This window comes from Xenorhabdus entomophaga (assembly GCF_037996725.1).
Taxonomy (GTDB): domain Bacteria; phylum Pseudomonadota; class Gammaproteobacteria; order Enterobacterales; family Enterobacteriaceae; genus Xenorhabdus; species Xenorhabdus khoisanae.
Genome location: NZ_JBBMXH010000047.1, coordinates 1 through 20,375, shown reverse-complemented (window position 1 = coordinate 20,375; position 20,375 = coordinate 1). Strand labels below are relative to the sequence as shown.

At 46.6% G+C, this 20,375-nt stretch carries 16 protein-coding genes; 6 read left to right on the top strand and 10 right to left on the bottom strand.

The window, feature by feature from the left end:
- Positions 1-117: 117 nt before the first annotated feature.
- Positions 118-1,461, bottom strand: coding sequence for a metalloprotease PmbA (gene pmbA, locus AAC854_RS11275; RefSeq protein WP_340617184.1), 1,344 nt, complete (start codon positions 1,459-1,461; stop codon positions 118-120).
- A 198-nt stretch (positions 1,462-1,659) separates the two neighbouring features.
- On the opposite strand from pmbA, the gene yjgA reads away from it, so the two are divergent.
- Together yjgA and AAC854_RS11265 are read left to right on the top strand one after the other, a co-directional pair.
- On the top strand, positions 1,660-2,196 hold the full coding sequence (gene yjgA, locus AAC854_RS11270) for a ribosome biogenesis factor YjgA (RefSeq protein ID WP_047963563.1): 537 nt from the start codon (positions 1,660-1,662) through the stop codon (positions 2,194-2,196).
- Between the two features lie 192 nt (positions 2,197-2,388).
- Positions 2,389-3,342 (top strand): D-2-hydroxyacid dehydrogenase family protein, encoded by a 954-nt coding sequence (locus AAC854_RS11265; protein ID WP_340617183.1) that lies wholly within the window; start codon positions 2,389-2,391, stop codon positions 3,340-3,342.
- A 104-nt stretch (positions 3,343-3,446) separates the two neighbouring features.
- Here the strand turns inward: AAC854_RS11265 and tldD are convergent, their stop codons facing one another.
- The 8 genes from tldD to mreB all read right to left on the bottom strand — a co-directional run bounded on the left by tldD (position 3,447) and on the right by mreB (position 14,602).
- The gene (tldD, locus tag AAC854_RS11260; protein WP_340617182.1) at positions 3,447-4,892 is read right to left on the bottom strand and encodes a metalloprotease TldD; all 1,446 of its coding nucleotides are present in this window, start codon (positions 4,890-4,892) and stop codon (positions 3,447-3,449) included.
- Between the two features lie 17 nt (positions 4,893-4,909).
- Positions 4,910-5,758, bottom strand: coding sequence for a deaminated glutathione amidase (gene nit1 / locus AAC854_RS11255; protein ID WP_047963560.1), 849 nt, complete (start codon positions 5,756-5,758; stop codon positions 4,910-4,912).
- Complete coding sequence (gene yhdP / locus AAC854_RS11250) at positions 5,755-9,609, bottom strand: AsmA2 domain-containing protein YhdP (RefSeq protein WP_340617181.1); 3,855 nt, start codon at positions 9,607-9,609, stop codon at positions 5,755-5,757. Before yhdP ends, nit1 begins: the two co-directional genes overlap by 4 nt.
- 90 nt (positions 9,610-9,699) lie before the next feature.
- On the bottom strand, positions 9,700-11,169 hold the full coding sequence (gene rng / locus AAC854_RS11245) for a ribonuclease G (RefSeq protein WP_340617180.1): 1,470 nt from the start codon (positions 11,167-11,169) through the stop codon (positions 9,700-9,702).
- Positions 11,166-11,753 carry a Maf family protein gene (locus AAC854_RS11240; RefSeq protein ID WP_340617179.1) on the bottom strand — a complete coding sequence of 196 codons (588 nt, stop codon included), beginning with the start codon at positions 11,751-11,753 and terminating at the stop codon, positions 11,166-11,168. Before AAC854_RS11240 ends, rng begins: the two co-directional genes overlap by 4 nt.
- Positions 11,754-11,900: 147 nt before the next feature.
- Positions 11,901-12,389: a rod shape-determining protein MreD gene (gene mreD, locus AAC854_RS11235; RefSeq protein WP_340617178.1), complete on the bottom strand. Its 489-nt coding sequence runs from the start codon at positions 12,387-12,389 to the stop codon at positions 11,901-11,903.
- Entirely contained in the window at positions 12,389-13,450 is a 1,062-nt protein-coding gene (gene mreC / locus AAC854_RS11230; protein ID WP_340617177.1) for a rod shape-determining protein MreC, read from the bottom strand. Before mreC ends, mreD begins: the two co-directional genes overlap by 1 nt.
- Before the next feature lie 108 nt (positions 13,451-13,558).
- Positions 13,559-14,602 carry a rod shape-determining protein MreB gene (mreB, locus tag AAC854_RS11225; RefSeq protein WP_010847922.1) on the bottom strand — a complete coding sequence of 348 codons (1,044 nt, stop codon included), beginning with the start codon at positions 14,600-14,602 and terminating at the stop codon, positions 13,559-13,561.
- A 732-nt stretch (positions 14,603-15,334) separates the two neighbouring features.
- On the opposite strand from mreB, the gene acuI reads away from it, so the two are divergent.
- The 4 genes from acuI (at position 15,335) to accC (ending at position 18,780) form a co-directional block, all read left to right on the top strand.
- Positions 15,335-16,309, top strand: coding sequence for an acrylyl-CoA reductase (NADPH) (acuI, locus tag AAC854_RS11220; RefSeq protein WP_340617200.1), 975 nt, complete (start codon positions 15,335-15,337; stop codon positions 16,307-16,309).
- A 174-nt stretch (positions 16,310-16,483) separates the two neighbouring features.
- The gene (gene aroQ / locus AAC854_RS11215) at positions 16,484-16,936 is read left to right on the top strand and encodes a type II 3-dehydroquinate dehydratase (protein ID WP_340617176.1); all 453 of its coding nucleotides are present in this window, start codon (positions 16,484-16,486) and stop codon (positions 16,934-16,936) included.
- Positions 16,937-16,962: 26 nt separating this feature from the next.
- Complete coding sequence (gene accB / locus AAC854_RS11210) at positions 16,963-17,418, top strand: acetyl-CoA carboxylase biotin carboxyl carrier protein (protein ID WP_340617175.1); 456 nt, start codon at positions 16,963-16,965, stop codon at positions 17,416-17,418.
- Positions 17,419-17,430: 12 nt separating this feature from the next.
- Positions 17,431-18,780 (top strand): acetyl-CoA carboxylase biotin carboxylase subunit, encoded by a 1,350-nt coding sequence (gene accC / locus AAC854_RS11205; protein WP_340617174.1) that lies wholly within the window; start codon positions 17,431-17,433, stop codon positions 18,778-18,780.
- Between the two features lie 72 nt (positions 18,781-18,852).
- Here accC and AAC854_RS11200 read toward each other — a convergent pair.
- On the bottom strand, positions 18,853-20,375 hold a 1,523-nt coding region (locus AAC854_RS11200; RefSeq protein WP_340617173.1), incomplete at its 5' end, for an Ig-like domain-containing protein.

Genomic DNA, 20,375 nt, shown 5'->3' with positions numbered 1-20,375 from the left:
CACTAGAGTATTCACAGGATTAGAGATACTTTATCAACCCGAAGCCGCAGGTGAATATCACCGCTAACTCACAGCCAGCCCGGTCACACTGAACTGGCTGTTGTTGATTGAGTATCCCTATTGACCGGCGATACTCATTTCCGGCAACAACACCGAACCACACTGAATATTACTGCGTGTTTCAATATCATTACCGATTGTCACCATATTCGCCCACATATCCTTCAAATTGCCTGCAATGGTGATCTCACTGACCGGGTATTGGATCTCGCCGTTTTCGACCCAAAAACCGGATGCGCCACGGGAATAATCCCCAGTGATGGCACTAACGCCCTGCCCCATCAGCTCGGTAACGAGCAGGCCGGTTCCCAATTCACGCAACAAACCCGCAAAATCCAGCCCCTGACCTGCAATATGCCAGTTATGAATTCCACCTGCATGGCCTGTATTCGTCATACCCAACTTACGGGCAGAGTAGGAAGTCAGCAACCACGTCTGTAAAACCCCATCTTTGATGATATCGCGTGGCGTTGTACGCACACCTTCACTGTCAAATGGTGTTGAGGCCAGCCCACGCAATAAATGAGGCTGCTCTTCAATCGTCAGCCATGAAGGTAGAATCTGTTTGCCCAGACTATCCAACAAGAAAGAAGATTTACGATAGATGCTGCTACCACTTATCGCACCAACCAAATGACCGAACAATCCTGTTGCCACTTCCGCAGAAAAAATAACAGGTGCTTTCATCGTTGGCAGTTTACGCGCTCCCAGACGGGAAAGCGTACGACGGGCACACTCCTGCCCAACCCACTCAGGTGATTTCAAGTCGTCAAAATGGCGACCTATGGTATAGGCATAATCACGCTCCATGTTGCCATCTTGCTCAGCAATCACACAGCTCGACATAGAATGACGGCTTGAGCAGTAGCTTTGCAGCATGCCATGGCTATTGCCAAATACCCGAATGCCATAATGGCTGTTGAAACTTCCGCCTTCGGTATTGGTAATGCGTTTATCTGCCTGCAATGAGGCTTGTTCAGCACGGGCCGCCAATTCAATAGCGGTATCTGCATCCAAGTCCGCAGGATGGAAAAGATCCAACTCCGGAGCCTCAAATGCCAACAGCTCTTTATCAGCAGGGCCTGCGTAAGGATCAGGAGATGTATAGCGGGCGATATCAATTGCAGCCTGAACAGTACGGGCGATTGCCTCTGGGCTGAGATCGGTTGAAGAGGCGCTGCCTTTGCGCTGCTGATGATAAACCGTGATTCCCAGTGCGCCATCGCTGTTAAACTCAACATTTTCGACTTCACTGAAACGCGTGCTGACGCTAATCCCAGTGGTTTTATTGACCGCGACTTCTGCGGCATCACTACCGGCTTTCGCTAATTCCAGAGCATGAGCGACTGCGTTTTCCAGTTGCTTACGCTGCTCTGCGATTTGTTGATTGGTAACTATCATTAATTAACCGTAATCCAATGAATTAAATAGATAAATTGTCAGAAAAAATGCCTCCGTCCGGTTCATGACATGAATGCCGAGTGGTAATCAGGCAATTTTCCCAGTTACAATACACAATATTAGGATGTTAACACCCACCGGACGATAGGTCATGCTCCAAAACGCACCTTATCCGGCCTTTTTAGAAGGAAAACAATTATGGCAAAGCAGCCTGAAGATTGGCTCGACAATTATCCTGCTGAAGAGGAAGAAGAAGAGATAATCTGGGTCAGTAAAAGTGAAATTAAGCGGGATGCTGAAATACTGAAAAAATTGGGCACAGAGCTGGTTGAACTCAGCAAAAACCAACTGGAACGGATTCCACTGGATGAAGATTTGCTGGCAGCCATTGAACTGGCACAAAAAATCAAACGTGAAGGCCGCCGCCGTCAATTGCAGTTGATTGGAAAACTCCTGCGTGCCCGTGATCCTGAACCGATCACAACGGCGTTGGATAAACTGAAAAACCGTCACAACCAGCAAATTGTTATTCTGCATAAACTGGAAGAGCTACGTGACAAACTCCTTGAAAGCGACGATGCGCTTGAAGAAGTCGTGGCGCTGTATCCACATACGGATCGCCAGCAACTTCGTACACTGGTTCGCAACGCCAAAAAAGAGAAGGCGGCCAACAAGCCACCGAAATCTTACCGCCAGATGTTCCAATATCTGAAAGAGTTATCGGAATCCGCTTAGTATCATCTTCACCGCCATTTCGTTAAGAATTGGCGGTACTTCCTTCTATACCTTCCTCCTTGTCATATCAGATCAGCTTAAGTTAACACTTTGAACCAAATGTTACGGATAAGTAACAAAAAATGAGATAACCTTTAATTATTTTCACCCTGTTACCCTACATCATAAGAATTTACATAAAGGATGTCTCAAATGCCGTTAGTCGTTATTCCTGATGATTATCAACATGCTACAAAACACCTTCAATCTTTATACCAGAACAGTGATTTTGAGGTAGTTTGCCTTAGTGCCCTTGACCGTGATCCTAAAGCAGAAGAATTATTATCCAAGGCTGATGCCCTGATTCTGATACGTGAAAGAACACTTATTGATGAGAAATTTTTGTCTAAAGCGCCCAATTTAAAACTGATCAGCCAAACAGGAAAGGTGGCTTACAATATCGATCTGGCATTGTGCAAACAGCGGGGCATTGCCGTTGTTGAAGGTTCGGGTTCACCGATTGCCGCAGCCGAATTAACTTGGTTATTAATTCAAAGCTCCATACGCAGGTTCGTACCTTCTGTAGAAGCAATGAAAAAAGGCCACTGGCAGACTGAATTTGGCGATACCGTGGCAGGAAAAATACTTGGCATAGTCGGTTATGGCAAAATAGGCCAGCTTGTTGCCAAGTACGCGCAAGCCTTTGACATGAAAGTACAGGTTTGGGGATCTTCCCGCGCTCAAGACCAAGCCCGTCAAGAAGGATTAATCGTTCCAGACTCGAGAGAAGCATTTTTCCAGACTTCAGATGTCATCACCTTACACCAACGGTTAGTCAAAGAAACCGCAGGGAGTATCACATTTGCTGATTTAACTAAAATGAAACCTACCGCAGTATTAGTAAACACAGCTCGCTCTGGATTGATAGAAGCCGGTGCATTGGAAAAAGCCCTCGATTCAGGAACGCCGGGGTTTGCCGCATTGGATGTGTTTGATATTGAACCGATTTGGGATGCCAATCACCCTTTATTAAAGCGAGATAACGTACTTTGCAGCCCACATATCGGTTATGTCACTAAAAGCTGTTATGACATTTATTTCGAAAGTGCATTTAAAAATATTGAGCGCTATTTTTCTGGCGATGAAACCCACGTGATTAATAAATAATTATCCGCAGATCCACTAATAAGCTACCGTCATATTTCAAGTTGCTGCTTTGTTGGTTGAGCTGCAACTTGAAATCTATTGAATATATATCGCTTAAGAAATTATCAGGCTGTTCCACCTACGGTCAGGTTATCCAGTTTCAAGGTTGGCTGCCCAACACCCACTGGTACACTCTGGCCTTCTTTACCGCAGACACCGACCCCTTTGTCGAGGGCCAGATCATTTCCAACCATTGAAATCTGCTGCATGGCTTCAATACCCGAACCAATTAAGGTTGCCCCTTTTACTGGCTTGGTGATTTTACCGTTTTCAATCAAATAGGCTTCCGATGTTGAGAAAACAAATTTCCCGGAAGTGATGTCCACCTGACCGCCGCCGAAGTTCGGCGCATACAGGCCACGATCAACACTGGCAATAATTTCTTCTGGTGTGGAATGACCCGCCAGCATATAAGTATTGGTCATACGTGGCATTGGCAAATGAGCATAAGATTCACGTCGGCCGTTCCCCGTCGGAGCCACGCCCATCAGACGGGCATTAAGTTTATCCTGCATATAGCCTTTCAGGATGCCGTTCTCAATCAGCACGTTGTATTGCCCCGGAACGCCTTCATCATCAATAGACAGTGAACCACGGCGGCCTTCAATCGTGCCGTCATCCACGACTGTGCACAACTCAGAAGCCACTTTTTGCCCAATCTGACCCGAGAAAACAGAAGTTCCCCGACGGTTGAAGTCTCCTTCCAAACCATGACCGACTGCTTCATGCAGTAACACTCCCGGCCAGCCAGCACCCAATACAACTGGCATAGTTCCCGCAGGGGCCGCAACTGCCGATAAGTTGACCAGTGCCATGCGTACCGCTTCACGGGCAAATTGTTCTGCCAGAACCTGACCATCTTCGGTTTGCAGGAAATATTCGTAACCGTAACGAGCGCCACCACCACTGGCTCCGCGCTCACGCTTACCATCTTCTTCCACCAATACGCTAACGGAAAGACGCACCAACGGACGAATGTCTGCGGCTAATGTGCCATCTGTTGCCGCCACCAGCACCTGCTCATAAACACCGGTCAAGCTGGCATTAACTTCTTGTACCCGGGGATCTTCTGCCCGGGCGATTTGATCAACCCGATGCAGCAAAGCAATCTTCTCTTCCCTGCTCATGCTCTGCAAAGGATCAATTGCCGGATAAAGTGCTTTATGTGCCACTGCGCCTAATGTATGTGCAATGCCATTACCCGTTTCTCTCACAATGCTGCGTGCTGCGTGAGCACTTTGCTGTAGAGCATTCAATGTGATTTGGTCAGCGTAAGCAAACCCTGTTTTTTCTCCGCTAACCGCACGGACTCCCACACCTTGATCGATATTATAGGAGCCATCTTTAATGATGCGGTCTTCCAGTACCCATGTTTCATGGAAGCTGGATTGGAAATAGAGGTCGGCATAGTCCAGACGACGTTCCGCCAGTTGACCCAGAACAGAGAATAAATCTTGATGATTCAGATTATTAGCAGCCAGTAAGTGTTCACTGACATAAGTTAAACTCATAGTAATTACTCTTTACCTTAATTTGTATTCTTTTTTATCAAAGAAGTCAGTTGTGGACGGAAGCGATTGTGTTTCACCACTTTGATCTGCTCACGCATGTGAGTCAGACTATCCGGCCGGATATTAAGCTGTAATGCGCTGACAGTCAGAGGATTTTTCTTGATAACTTCACCCCAACCACTCACCGCCATTGAGTGCCCCCATGTCCTGCGAGTGCCATGTACGCCAACCTGAGCAGGTGCCAGAATAATACATTGATTCTCAATGGCTCTGGCTCTCAGCAAGGGTTCCCAATGCGCCTTACCTGTCAGGCGGGTGAAAGCCGCCGGAACGGAGATAAGTTCCGCACCTTGTTCACGTAATGCCTGAAATAGCCCCGGAAAACGCAGATCATAACAGATCGTCATTCCCAAACGTCCCACAGGTGTATCGACAACGGTAATGTGTTCCCCACGCTGATAAATAGTGGATTCATTATAGGAACCATGCTCATCGTTAATATTGACATCAAACATGTGGATTTTATCGTAACGAGCACGGATTTCGCCCTGATCATCAAACAATAAGCTACTGCTTGTGATGCGAGAGGGATCTTCCCGGCTGATCATCGGCATAGAACCAATCAGCAGCCAGATACCGTAACGTTGTGCCATTTCACTCACAGCCTGCTGCAATGGGCCACTTCCCTGCACTTCTGCATATTCACGGTAGGTATCGGCATCTGCAAACAATAAAGCATTTTCTGGCGTCAGCACCAGTTGTACTGTGTCTGGCAATTGCTTAATCTGTTGTTCAATCTGCGCTAAGTTATGTTTAACGTTTGTACCACTGCATAATTGTAAAAGTGCAACATTGACATTTCTCATGGCCCTTTATTCTCCTTAAGCTGACGTAAAACTTCATCAATTTTAGGTTGTTCGAAGCTGCCCGTTAGCCGATAACGAATCACTGATATCTTGCTCCACAGCGGCCCCAGTACTTTTGTCGCTGCAAAAACCGCAGCACCAGCCACAGGATTGACCGCAAAGGCTGTCGCTACCCCTACCGTTGCCGAAATTTCCGGCGTAATGACTAATTCCATATTGATCTGACGACGAACTAAGTCAGTCACTCCCGAGGCATTGATATCCGCTGCTAATCCATCAATGAGAAAATTATCGGTATACATGGCCCCATTTTTTATCGTTACATCGCCACGGACGGAATCGAAAGCAAAATCATTACTGAATGTGTCACTGAAATCCAATTGTAATTTACGCAACAACGCATCAAAACTGATAAGTCTTAGTAATTGCCCTGCCCTGCCACCGCCCAATTTGGCGATGGCGCCCTTTTTCATCTCTGCGGTCAGCGTTCCGTTCAGGGTTTTAAGATCGGGTTGCCACGGGACATCCTGCCACTTCAAATTGAAATCAAATTTAAAAGGTGCACCCACTATCGGGACAATAAATCCGAGATAAGCCACCATATCATCGAATTTTTTCCCCGATAGCTGCCCTTTGACTTGAGTATAATTTCCTGTGCTATTTTCATTCCAACGGCCGGTTTCATGCCAACGGCCGGACAGTGTCAGTTTTCCTGCGCTATTTTCTACTTTCCCGTTGGTCAGGATCAGGGAATCACCTTGCGGTATGAGCGATGCGGATACTTTGCCGAGTTTTAGCCCGGCGATCCAGCATTCTGTGCATTCAACATTCAATTCCGGCCAACTGCTCAGAGAATAATGGAGAGATGGCGCCTTATCCGGCGTTAATTTATTGGCATCAACTGGCAGATCCGTTGCAAACAAGGGATCGTAATAAAGATAATCGATTAACGCCCGAACCTGTTTATTATCTTGAATCCACAGATTGCCACTAATATCCTGCCCCACGGCATTGACGCTAGTACCATCAGCGTGTTGAACAATATTGAATGTGAGATCATCCCAGCGCTGCCCGGCAAGATCCAGTGAAGGCAACGAAATTTCAAATACACTTGGCCACCGCAAGCCATCATCATTTGATGAATTCCAACTCAGCGGTGCAATCAGTGCCAATAATTTTTCACCGTCAATTGCCGGTAGTTTTAACGCCAACAGCGATTTTTCCGGCAGGGCAGGAACTTCAACACCATCCGAATAAAAAGTCCCTCGTTGCAGCCGGACATGCTTTTCTTCCAGCTTCCATTGGCTATTGAATGCGTATTGTTTGCCTATTGAACCTTTCATCTGGAATTGGTTTATATTGCCTTCTGCAAAAACATTAATCTTATTCCATTCTTGCAGGGATTCTGTGTCCAATGCAGGCAATGTACTCTTGATATGCGACAAATCGGCGTTGATAGCGACACGATATTTTACGTCGTCCTTTGAGGCCCGATCACTTGGCGGTATCGTAATATTCACGTTCCCCTGCCAATTCAGTGTTCCGGACAACTGACGGCGAATTTCAGCAGGAAGTTCCGGTAATGTTTTCGCTGCCCAACCTGCATCTAAATCGACATCCACCTGATAATGTTTTGCTGAGTCCCGAGTGGAAAACCGCAGTGACAAAGGGTTTCCAAGCCAGTGGGCAGATAGGTTGTCACTTTTTAAGTCACCATTTTCAAAGCGAAATTTGCCGCTAAGGTGTTCCATCTTGCTATCCAATGGCTTGATGAAGAGATGGGTATCTTTTAGCATCACCTCTCCCCTTGCATTTACTTCGCCGTGTTCCAAAGGAATGTCCAAGTGAAGCTTACCATCCACTTTACCGTCAAGTTGCAGGCTATCCAGTGCGCTGCCAATCGAATCCGCCATCGGGCTGTGATTAAAATAATCGTGGATATTCTTTCCATCCCCGGATATCCCGGCATCGATAAATAGCTGTTGCTTACCATAATCTGGAATCACTGCTGAAACTTCGGTGGCATCCACCTTCCCCAGCCGTGCTTTCAGCGCCTGCATCTGTAATCCGTTATTTTGGAAATTCAGGTCAATATCCAAATCAAACAGGGCTGGCCAATCGGGTTGATATTCAAATGTTGCATCATGCAGAGGCACAAAAACCTGGAATTGGCCGTTGTTTTGTTTAAAAGGGAAATCATGGGGATTGCCCCGAAAAACCAAAGTGGCATTATCGACCTTTCCCTCAATCAAAGAGGCCGTCAGATAGTCTGTCAGAGATCCCCCCATCAGTGGCTTGGGAAAATAACGCCATGCCTCACCGATATCATTTACACGAATCCCTGCGAGCATTTTCAATAAAGGTTGGTCATTTTGTGGTTTCAGGTAATGAAAATTTCCATTGAGCCACAGTGATTTTGCTTGCAAATCCAGCCCTTGACTCCAAACTTCCAAGCCATTCTGGCTATCTTTCCAAATAATCTGCCCTTCGCTGCTGGCAATATTGAGCGGGGCCTGAAACACACTGCCATAATCAATGGTACTGTTTTTCAAGCCAAATGTGAGATTACCCCACTGTTTATTGCCTTCCAACATGCCACTGAAATGGTCGGCTGAAGGCAGGTGTTTCCAGCGTAACCAGCTCACATCCTGCCATTTCATGCGAATTCCCAAGTCATCAGGCAACTCAGGGGTAATATCAAGGGCAAAACTATTTAACGTACCTTTCGGTTGCCAGTGCTGCCAATCCTTGACGATATCCGGCGTCACAAAAGAGAGTATCGGCAATAGTCCATTTAAACGCTCAAGCCGGATATTCTCAGCCCGTATCCGCCAATGATCTTTATCCTGATATTTGCGCGCTTCCTTAAGATAGAGCGCTGAGATATATCCCGCAGGCCACTGCTGACCGTTGGTTTTCAGGTTTGCCAGATTTGGAACATCAAACAGCCAGCCTTCATCCTGACGGCGCATCTGCAAGAGTAAATCATTCACCACAAGCTGGTGTTTTTCATTTTCCAGATGCCAGTTGGCTTCTCCTTGCTTTAGTTGCAAACGCCCGCTGTCAATTCGTCCTTTCTTTAAGGTAATCCAGCTCGCCAAACTGAAATGGGCATTTTCCAGCCCGGTATTATCCTTTAACCAACGGCTTAACCACAGCCGCATATCGATATCATCGGCTTGTAAATAAATAACGCCATTATCCAGAACGCCATTGATACCGTTCAGATCCAATTTGACTTGTACAATACCTTCCTGACTATTAAGACCTTCCTGACTGTTAAGTGAAGAAAGATTGACGCTGCCTTGTGCCCGATGGCGATTATTTTTATTCAACCATGTTAGTTGCGGTAATTGCAGTTCCGCCTTTTCACCGGATGGAGTCAGAAAAATCAGGCTGCTGTCATATAAATTAAAATGATTGAACTGTTCCAGAAACAGAGAGGAAAAGCTATTCGGCTCAGACAGCATGCTTTCGCCATCTTGCCCAAACAGTCCCTTATCATAATTCACTTGAAGCTGATAAAAAGACAAATCCCGAAAATACCAGCGCCACTGTAAAAGTGAACGCCAGATATCCAGAGAAAGTGTGATTTTTTTTGCATCAATGCCGACATGATCCGCCTTCGCACTGATATCCCGGATTTCCAGACTGGGGCCAAATGGCTCCCAGTGACCGGTGATGTAACCAATATCGACAGCGATATCCGTCGCGGCAGCAATTTTTTCTGTCAACTGCTGACGATATTCATTGATATGTGGCAGGAAGAAACGTAACCCGCTGACAAGCAAAGCCACAATGATAATGGCTATTGCGGCTGTCGCTAATAATATCCCCGGCAGTCGCCTCACACATTTCTCCTTGGTTGTCAGCGCTATTTATTTGAAAAAACACTATCTGAAAGACGCTATTTAAAAACAGACTCTCTGCAAATTAGTGCCTTACATCATCACAACGTCAAATTGCTCTTGGCTGTAAAGTTGCTCTGTCTGTACTTTGACCTGTTTTCCCACAAAGATTTCCACTTCTGCCAACACGTGAGATTCATCCCCTTTCAGGGCATCACTGACGGCTGGAGAGGCATAAACCAGAAAACGATCTGCATCAATTGCACGATTGACACGCACAATTTCGCGCAAGATTTCATAACATACGGTTTCAACGGATTTCACCGTACCACGCCCCTGACAAGCCGGACAGTTATCACACAGAATATGTTCAATACTTTCTCGTGTACGCTTACGCGTCATTTCCACCAACCCTAATTGGGAAAAACCATTGATGGTGGTTTTCACACGATCTTTACTCAATGCCTGCTCTAAGGAAACCAATACGCGGCGACGGTGCTCTACATTACTCATATCAATAAAATCAATAATAATAATGCCGCCTAAATTACGTAACCTTAATTGCCGGGCGATCGCTTGTGCTGCTTCGATATTGGTATTAAAGATAGTCTCTTCCAGATTACGGTGTCCAACAAAAGCACCGGTATTAATATCGATTGTTGTCATGGCTTCCGTCTGGTCAATAATCAGATAACCGCCCGACTTTAATTCTACTTTGCGTTCCAGCGACCGCTGAATTTCATTTTCCACACCATACAGATCAAATATCGGCTGATTACCCTGATAATGTTCTAATTTGGCATTCATTTCAGGAATATATTCATCAATAAATTCCTGTAATTGCGTAAATGTCTGGCGCGAATCAACCCGAATGCGATCAAGGGAAGCCCCGACAAAATCACGTAAAATACGCTGGGCCAGCGCCAATTCACCGTAGACTTTATTTTTAGTGATATTACGTTTCTTACGTTCAATCACCTTACTCCACAAGCGCTTCAGAAATGCCGCATCTTGCACCAGTTCTTCGGTTCCCACACCTTCGGCAGCAGTACGGATAATAAACCCGCCATGCTCATCACAATAATCCATGACAATGCTTTTCAGGCGTTCACGCTCTTCTTCGCTCTCTATCCGCTGTGAAACGCCCACATGCAATGCCCCCGGCATAAATACCAGATAACGTGATGGTAAAGTGATATCTGTCGTTAAACGAGCGCCTTTTGTGCCCAGAGGATCTTTCACTACCTGTACAATCAGATCCTGTCCCTGACGCACCAGTTCGGCGATGTCCCTGACATGAAAATTCTTCCGCTCTTCGCCGGCAATACACTCAGTATGGGGCATAATATCCGAAGCATGTAAAAAAGCGGCTTTCTCCAGCCCGATATCCACAAAAGCTGCCTGCATTCCGGGCAAAACCCGGCTCACGCGTCCTTTATAAATATTTCCTACAATGCCCCTTCTGGCTTCCCGTTCAATATGGATTTCCTGCAAGATACCGCCATCAATATAAGCAACCCGCGTTTCGGATGGTGTTACATTAACTAATAACTCTGCTGTCATGAATAATTCTTCCCATCAGCTAACGCTAAAAATCGTGTGATTAATTCATTCGTTTCCACCAATGGTAAGCCGACAACAGCATGGTAACTGCCATTAATTTTTCTGACAAAACAGCCGCCTTTACCTTGAATGCCATAAGCTCCGGCTTTATCCATTGGCTCCCCAGTTGCAATATATTCCTGTATTTCCGGTTGGGATAACTGGCGGAACATCACATCTGTAATGACTTTTTCACTCAGGGTATGTTGACTGTTCGATAAAGCGACAGCCGTGATAACCTGATGGCACTGGCCTGACAACGCATTCAGTATTTCAGCGGCGTGTTGTTGATCCCGGGGTTTTTCCAGAATGCGGTTATTCAATACAACAATGGTATCAGCTCCCAGAATGGGATGATCATGTGGCGCAATGGCGACCCCAGCCTGTGATTTTTCTCTGGCTAATCGAGTGACATATTGCTCTGGAGACTCCCCTTCACGCCATTTTTCTTCAACCTGAGGTCTCAGGATCTCAAAATTAAAATCTAACAATTCCACCAGCTCACGCCGTCTCGGCGAGCCAGAAGCTAAATAAATGGTTTGCATCGTGAGTCATCCTTAGAGTTTATCTCAACAGGCTATTTTAATTCGTCATCGTTTTAATTTGTCATGGTTTTTCATATGACATAGCTTTTCATATGACATGGTTTTTCATATGACATGGCTTTTCATATGACATAATTTTGCCCGTTTTTAACGAACTGAAAATTGACGGCGGATTTTCCGCATTAATAAGAACAGCCAAGGCCAGAGAATACCATTGACTACCCCATTCCAGAACACTTCCGGATGGAATACTGTCTTCGGCAATACAACGTGGGCTAGAAAAACGCAGAGGTTCGTCAGGCTTGAAAGACCCAACACAACCAGAGCCTGCTGCCAGAGTGACATATTACGGATAAGCTGAAATTTGAAAGCCACCAGAAAGCTGACCATGCTGAACGCCAGAGCATGTGCGCCCAGAATACTTCCGTGCAGCAAATCAGTGATAACCCCCAATACAAACCCGGTTCCCACGCTGACGCGATGAGGAAGTGCCAGTAACCAGTAAATTAAGCACAAGAATAATAAAGTAGGCCGGAATACAAAGAACTGCTCCGGCCACGGCATAATTTGCAACACTATCGCAATCAGGAAAGATAACCAAATAACCCAACTTCTTCGGCTATGGTACTGACTCATTAACGATTTCCTGTAGCTGTTGATGATGGTTTTAGTGATGATTTTTCGGCTGGCTTTGTTTTTTCAACCGGATTTATTGCAGATGATGTCTGGCTTTCATCTTTCGCTTCGCCTGATTTCGGTGCCAGCAACTGCGGTGTCTCATCCGATGGATTTGGCAGTACCTGCGGTAGCATCTGCATCAACCGCTCATTAGCGGCACGGTATACTTCCGAAGGCGGCAATGGCTCAGATGGATTGTTATCTGCACCCCATAACAGCAACAGATAGCGCAAGCGTCTTAATTCAGCCAATGGACGAGCCTGAATCACTGCATGAGCCCGCTGGTTATCAATTTTAACAGAGGAAACCACCGCCACAGGATAACCTTCCGGGAAACGCCCGCCCAAACCCGATGTTACCAATACATCACCTACGCGAATATCGGTATCACTCGGCAGGGGTTCCAGCTGGAGATTGTCTGTACATCCTGCTCCGCCAGCAATAACGCGAATATCATTACGCAGTACCTGTACAGGCAGTGCATGAGTCGGATCACAAATCAGTAATATCCGGCTGCTCAATTGGCTGACCGAAATGACTTGCCCCACAACACCCCGATCACTGATAACAGGCTGCCCTTCATAGACGCCATCTTTAGCACCTTTATCTATGACAACCTGATCGCGGTAGGGGTCCATACCCCCAGAGATCACCTGCGATACCATCATATGCTCATCACTACGCAAAGGCGATCCCAATAATTCACGCAATCGGGCGTTTTCATGTTTCAATTGCCCCAACAGTAACAGGTTACTGCTCTGCAATCGTAATTCATTACGCAGGGTTCGATTTTCTAATTCAAGTTGGTTGCGGCTGGTCAGAGATTCAGAAATACTGTCCAAAAATTGGCGCGGCCCATTGGCAAGAAAATAAAACGGACTCACAGCCGTATCCATATAGCTACGGACTTTATTGAAAACACCGAGGCGGCTGTCTACCACAATCAGAATAATGGCAATAATAACAGCAAAAAAGAGTCGTAGTTGCAGAGAAGGCCCTCTGCTGAAAATCGGCTTCATAAATTGCGCATTGTTGGGCTGTGTTGTCTCATTAATGATAAAACTCCGGAATAACCAGCAAGGAGGCTCCAAGAAAATATACGCGCCTCCCAGCTCGCAGAGTTACTTTCAGTCTTCGCTGAACAGATCGCCACCATGCATGTCGATCATTTCCAGCGCCTTGCCACCGCCACGGGCAACACAGGTGAGTGGATCTTCAGCCACAATAACAGGAATGCCAGTCTCTTCCATCAACAAACGATCAAGATTACGCAGTAACGCACCACCACCAGTCAGTACCATACCACGTTCAGAAATATCAGAAGCCAATTCTGGTGGGCACTGCTCCAGAGCCACCATGACAGCGCTAACAATGCCGGTCAGCGGTTCTTGCAGGGCTTCAAGAATTTCATTGGAATTCAGGGTAAAGCTGCGGGGTACACCTTCTGCAAGGTTACGGCCACGCACTTCAATTTCGCGTACTTCATCTGTCGGGTAAGCAGAACCAATTTCATGCTTGATACGCTCTGCCGTTGCTTCCCCGATCAGGGAACCATAATTACGGCGAACATAATTGATAATAGCTTCATCAAAACGGTCTCCACCGATACGCACGGAGGAAGAATAAACCACCCCGTTCAAGGAGATAACAGCAACTTCGGTGGTTCCTCCACCAATATCCACTACCATTGAGCCTGTCGCTTCGGAAACAGGCAAACCTGCACCGATTGCGGCCGCCATTGGCTCTTCAATCAGGAATACTTCGCGGGCACCTGCACTTTGGGCAGATTCACGAATGGCGCGACGCTCAACCTGAGTCGCCCCGACAGGCACACACACCAGCACGCGCGGGCTTGGGCGCATGAAACTGTTATTGTGAACCTGCTTGATAAAATGCTGTAACATTTTTTCCGTGACATAAAAATCAGCAATCACACCATCCTTCATAGGACGGATAGCTGCGATATTACCCGGAGTACGTCCCAGCATCTGCTTTGCTTCCAGCCCTACGGCTGCAACGCTTTTTGGTGAGCCGGCTCTGTCTTGACGAATGGCAACAACAGAGGGTTGATCCAATACTATTCCCTGACCTTTGACATAAATAAGGGTATTGGCAGTACCCAAGTCAATGGACAAATCGTTGGAAAACATGCCACGAAATTTCTTTAACATAACGAAAGGATAATCCTGCAAGCTGGGGACGGAGATTGTCCGTCTACTCTACCAACCACATGAAGCAGCGACAAGGCGCATAATTAACTACTTTTACTACTTCAATAAAAGTGGCTACGTTATTCACATCAGAAACACGATATTCTACGTTACTTTTCTCTGACGGAGCAGAAAAAAACTGCATAAAAATGGGTTAATTTCACCGATAACCTCATCACAGCATTCCAAAATCACCTGATGCACCAAAAAACCAACATTATAGTGCATATTGTGAAGCTGCCACCGCGTTTTTCGAGCTTCCATATTGCTCCATAATCATTTCAGTAAGTTCAACCAATATTCACTTTTTCTTAAAAATTTTCGTCTTCCTGCTGTCGTCAGGAATAGTTTCCTAAGTATAAAAGTAATAGATAAATTTGTGAGGTTGAGGATTGGATTTGAAAAAATATCGTCACTATCAACGGCAAGTAACGAAAATAAGGATTATTCCGAGCCAGTTATCAAAAGCACTCTCCTTATTGTTTCCTGTATATTATTATCTTTTACAGTGCCATCCTGAATAAAAATAAGTAACTACAGTTTTGCCACTCTCTATCACAATATCGTTGCCTGCCCGTTTCAGCTTATTTGATTTTATCTATATTGTGGTGAGACAGAATTGTGGTGAAACAGAATTGTGGTGATGCCAGGCAGGTAATGGTATCAGCAGATACCCAGCAAGGGAGAATAACCATGAAAGCCTTATTGCTTGACCAACACGAAACATTAACAGCGTCTATTCAGGATATTGATGCCTCCCAATTACCCTCAGGTGCTGTGACCGTTGATGTTCATTGGTCAACACTCAATTATAAAGATGCCCTTGCCATTACAGGTAAGGGTAAGATTATCCGACAATTTCCGATGATACCGGGGATCGATTTTGCCGGTGTTGTTCATCATTCCGAAGATCCGCGTTTTCATGTTGGTCAGCACGTTTTACTGACCGGCTGGGGAGTGGGAGAAACACATTGGGGCGGGCTGGCAGAACAAGCGAGCGTGTCTGGTGACTGGTTGACGCCGTTGCCGCAAGCATTAACGGCCCGACAAGCAATGATCATCGGCACGGCGGGCTTTACGGCCATGTTATGCGTCATGGCGCTGGAACAAGGCGGAGTAATACCTGAAAGCGGAGATATCGCCGTGACAGGTGCCAGTGGCGGTGTTGGCAGCACAGCGATTACTTTGCTGTCACAATTGGGTTATTCTGTCGTCGCGATTAGCAGTAAATCCGATAATCAAGATTACCTGCTTTCACTCGGTGCAAAAGCGATTCTGCCTGCCAGTGACTTTAACCAGCCGTCACGTCCATTGGAAAAACAGCGTTGGGCGGGGGTAATTGACACCGTCGGAGGCAAGATATTGGCGACTTTGCTGGCACAGGTGAACTATAACGGTACAGTAGCCGCCTGTGGCATGGCGAGTGACGGCCAATTACCCACCACCGTCATGCCTTTTATCCTGCGTAACGTCCGTTTGCAAGGTGTGGCATCCGTGACAGCACTGGCTTCAGAACGCCCTGCCATTTGGCAACGATTGCAAACGCTGCTGCCTGATTCTTTCTATCAACAGACAGCCAATGAAATCACCTTGGATCAGGTTATCGAATATGCCAATAAACTGATTAACAATCAGGTCACAGGCAGAACAGTCGTGAAGGTGAGGTGAGAAGGGGACGGTGTGCTGATAAGACCAGTATTTAGCTGCTAAATGCCACGATATGTTTATAATGTCGGGCTTTATCGTCAAATTTACAAATCTAGTTATCAGAAAGAGATGACAAACCGTTGACATCGAGTTATCTTGGTCGATTGTTGACAGATTGCCGGAGATACCCGCACAATGGCAGACAAGTTTCGCATTTTACTCTTGAATGGCCCCAACCTGAACCTGTTGGGAACACGAGAGCCAGAGACCTACGGCAAGTTAACGCTCGATGACATCGTTAACAAACTGTCAAAAGAAGCTCACCAATCGGGAGTCGAATTATCCCATCTGCAATCCAATGCAGAATATGAACTGATAGAGAGAATTCATTCAGCGCGGGGCAATGCTGATTTTATTTTGATTAACCCTGCGGCATACACGCATACCAGCGTGGCACTACGCGATGCACTTCTGGCAGTGAATATCCCATTTATTGAGATTCATCTCTCCAATGTGCATGCCCGTGAGCCATTCCGCCACCACTCATATCTTTCCGATATTGCAGTAGGCGTAATCTGCGGGTTAGGTGCAGATGGTTATAGTTTCGCATTACAGGCAGCGGTCAACCGCTTGTCAACATCCAATTAATTATATAAGAGTACGGAATCACACTCATGGATATTCGTAAGATAAAAAAATTGATCGAGCTGGTTGAAGAATCTGGCATTTCTGAACTGGAAATTTCTGAAGGTGAAGAGTCAGTACGCATCAGCCGCACGACGGTAGCACCCGCGATGCCAATGACTCAACAATATATTTCTGCACCTGTTCATCAGCCGGTACAAACCGCTGCTCCGGCTGCGCCAGCCGCTGCTGACAAACCGGCAGAAATCAGCGGCCACATTGTCCGCTCCCCAATGGTCGGTACGTTCTACCGTTCACCAAGCCCAGATGCGAAACCTTTCATTGAAGTCGGCCAGCATGTCACTCAGGGCGAAACCCTGTGCATCGTCGAAGCCATGAAAATGATGAACCAGATCGAAGCGGATAAAACCGGCGTAGTGAAAGCGATTCTGGCTCAAGACGGTCAACCTGTTGAATTCGACGAGCCACTGGTCGTCATCGAATAACGAGGCGTCCCCATGCTTGAAAAAATAGTCATTGCTAACCGCGGTGAAATAGCACTGCGTATCCTGAGAGCCTGTAAGGAGCTTGGGATCAAAACCGTTGCGGTACACTCTGCGGCAGACCGTGACCTGAAGCACGTCCTGCTGGCAGATGAAACCGTCTGCATCGGCCCTGCGGCATCAGCAAAAAGCTACCTGAACATTCCCGCCATTATTTCTGCGGCGGAAATCACTTGCGCACAGGCGATCCATCCCGGTTATGGTTTCCTGTCTGAAAACGCTGACTTTGCTGAGCAAGTTGAACGTTCCGGCTTTATTTTCATTGGCCCGAAAGCGGATACCATCCGTTTGATGGGGGATAAAGTTTCCGCTATCAGCGCGATGAAAAAAGCCGGTGTGCCTTGCGTTCCCGGCTCTGATGGCCCATTGGGTGACGATGCTGAGAAAAACAAAACGATTGCAAACCGCATCGGCTATCCGGTGATCATCAAGGCATCGGGCGGCGGTGGCGGTCGTGGTATGCGCGTTGTACGCCGCGACAAAGATCTGGAACAATCCATTGCTATGACCCGCGCAGAAGCAAAAGCGGCGTTTAACAACGACATGGTGTACATGGAGAAATTCCTTGAAAATCCACGTCACGTTGAAATTCAGGTCTTGGCTGATGGTCAGGGCAATGCACTCTATCTGGCTGAGCGTGACTGCTCCATGCAGCGCCGCCACCAGAAAGTGGTGGAAGAAGCGCCAGCACCGGGTATTTCTCCGGAACTGCGCCGCAGAATCGGTGAACGCTGTGCCAATGCCTGTATTGAAATCGGCTATCGCGGAGCGGGTACATTCGAATTCCTGTACGAAAATGGTGAATTCTACTTTATTGAGATGAATACCCGTATTCAGGTTGAGCATCCAGTGACTGAGATGATCACCGGCGTTGACCTGATCAAAGAACAGTTACGTATCGCCGCAGGTATGCCGCTGTCCATCAAACAGGAAGATATCGAAATCAAAGGTCATGCGATCGAATGCCGTATCAATGCAGAAGATCCGAAAACCTTCCTGCCAAGCCCGGGCAAGATCACCCATTTCCATTCACCGGGTGGCTTTGGTGTGCGTTGGGAATCTCATATCTATGCGGGATATACCGTACCGCCTTACTATGATTCCATGATCGGCAAGTTGATCACTTACGGCGAAACCCGTGAAGTTGCCATTGCGCGTATGAAAAATGCACTGGCCGAGTTGATCATTGATGGCATCAAAACCAATATCGATCTGCAACTGGCGATCATGAATGATGAAAACTTCCAGAAAGGCGGCACCAATATCCACTATCTGGAGAAAAAACTGGGTTTGCACGAAAAGTAAGGTTTTTTAACTCGCATTCAGAACAGATGAATTTTAGCGAATGAAATCCCACCTTTTTGAGGTGGGATTTTTTTATCCCTTACAAATAACAGGCAAAGCAGATGAAGTTGCAAACCAATCCTCCGCATTAGCAACCAAATTAACTGCCCACCACCTATTCGGCTCCGAAGCCGCCGAGCCAGACCATACGGTGTAACTGGAGTTGGAGTCATTGGTTGACCAACCATACTCATTGTATAGTTGCAATGTAGCTAATCTGAAAAGTTCATATAAAGTCGGCAAGTTATTACAATATTGTCGTCCTTTCTCTATCCCTGCACCAGCCCAAACTTCTTTACTACCCTTTACTCCATATGTACTTGAGCCTGGCCATTCTGCATGTAATAAAGGCCTACGGTAATTTACCCCCTTATGCAGGATGCTCTCTACCATATGTCCCCAATAATTGGCCTTATCCGTATCAGGGCTGGTAATCACAGTAAAGATAACATCAGTTTTCTCCTCTACAGGCCCTGTGATACCATCAGCAATAGCCTTCAATGTTGTCCTTACACCTATTCCTTCTGGATCAGAGGCTATTTTAATAAACTGACCGGTCTGATCTGTGTAGCCAATAAATTCTCCCTCTTTACCATCCAACTTGGTCTTGAATTCCGGCGGCTGTACTGCAACATTTTGTCGATTAACCCCACTCATCTTAATAACCACAGGTACCCAAGCCGCAGATTTACCATGCTTTTGAGTTTTAATCGTCAACTGAATAGAGTCTGTTTTAGAATTTGGAGTCTCATTTTCTCTAGCCCGAAGTTTAACCACAGACTTCCCGTTGACAACTACTGTGTCCTTACCCTGCGCATCCAGCTTCACTTCGACAGTATCAGCAACATTTGCTACTCTGCCTCCATCGATCTTACTCTTTGTTTCATTACCCTTATTTTGCGTATCGTTAGTTGTGAGCGTTAAAATATCTTTTGCACGGGCATTCACCCCATTTCTCGCCAATATTGAAAACTCAAGCACCTTACCAGCATGCCCTTCCACAATAAGGTAGTCCTGCGGCTTTCCATTCTGCACGATTCCACTGAATCCCCCCCCAGTATTGCTCGGTAAGCTAGAATTTGACTTGTTGTCTCCCGATTTAGCTAAATCTTCCACGGCTGCGACTGTTTGTCCTTCTTCTCCCCAGGCATAGAAAGAGTTATCCGTCTTATTCCCACCGTTGTGCTCATAGACATATTCAGCTTGTAATGTTTCACCCACTACCAGCATTTTTTGGTTGGCTACTTTGAGTTTCAGATCCTTGATACTTGGTGGTGTTGGCGGATTAAACGTGATTTTGGCCGCCAGTTTGGGAAACGCCCGGCCATCCACCGCCGGCGTCACCGTCCATTCACCGGTTTTTGTCCCGGCCGTTACGGTGGCAATATAGGTGCCGTGGTTGGCCGGATCTTCCTGAATCGCCCCCATCTTCGGCTCATCCCCGGTGCCGGACAAAGCCCCGCTGCCGGCAAAATGAAGGCGCGGCTGAATATTGGCAACCGGCTTATCCTGCCTGTCTCTCAGCACCAGTGTCAGGGTGGCCTGCTGCTGGTTAT

Bases quoted from the DNA above. Each gene is read 5' to 3' on its own strand.
- pmbA (WP_340617184.1), bottom strand. From the start codon at position 1,461: ATGATAGTTACCAATCAACAAATCGCAGAGCAGCGTAAGCAACTGGAA.
- yjgA (WP_047963563.1), top strand. From the start codon at position 1,660: ATGGCAAAGCAGCCTGAAGATTGGCTCGACAATTATCCTGCTGAAGAG.
- AAC854_RS11265 (WP_340617183.1), top strand. From the start codon at position 2,389: ATGCCGTTAGTCGTTATTCCTGATGATTATCAACATGCTACAAAACAC.
- tldD (WP_340617182.1), bottom strand. From the start codon at position 4,892: ATGAGTTTAACTTATGTCAGTGAACACTTACTGGCTGCTAATAATCTG.
- nit1 (WP_047963560.1), bottom strand. From the start codon at position 5,758: ATGAGAAATGTCAATGTTGCACTTTTACAATTATGCAGTGGTACAAAC.
- rng (WP_340617180.1), bottom strand. From the start codon at position 11,169: ATGACAGCAGAGTTATTAGTTAATGTAACACCATCCGAAACGCGGGTT.
- AAC854_RS11240 (WP_340617179.1), bottom strand. From the start codon at position 11,753: ATGCAAACCATTTATTTAGCTTCTGGCTCGCCGAGACGGCGTGAGCTG.
- mreD (WP_340617178.1), bottom strand. From the start codon at position 12,389: ATGAGTCAGTACCATAGCCGAAGAAGTTGGGTTATTTGGTTATCTTTC.
- mreC (WP_340617177.1), bottom strand. From the start codon at position 13,450: ATGAAGCCGATTTTCAGCAGAGGGCCTTCTCTGCAACTACGACTCTTT.
- mreB (WP_010847922.1), bottom strand. From the start codon at position 14,602: ATGTTAAAGAAATTTCGTGGCATGTTTTCCAACGATTTGTCCATTGAC.
- acuI (WP_340617200.1), top strand. From the start codon at position 15,335: ATGAAAGCCTTATTGCTTGACCAACACGAAACATTAACAGCGTCTATT.
- aroQ (WP_340617176.1), top strand. From the start codon at position 16,484: ATGGCAGACAAGTTTCGCATTTTACTCTTGAATGGCCCCAACCTGAAC.
- accB (WP_340617175.1), top strand. From the start codon at position 16,963: ATGGATATTCGTAAGATAAAAAAATTGATCGAGCTGGTTGAAGAATCT.
- accC (WP_340617174.1), top strand. From the start codon at position 17,431: ATGCTTGAAAAAATAGTCATTGCTAACCGCGGTGAAATAGCACTGCGT.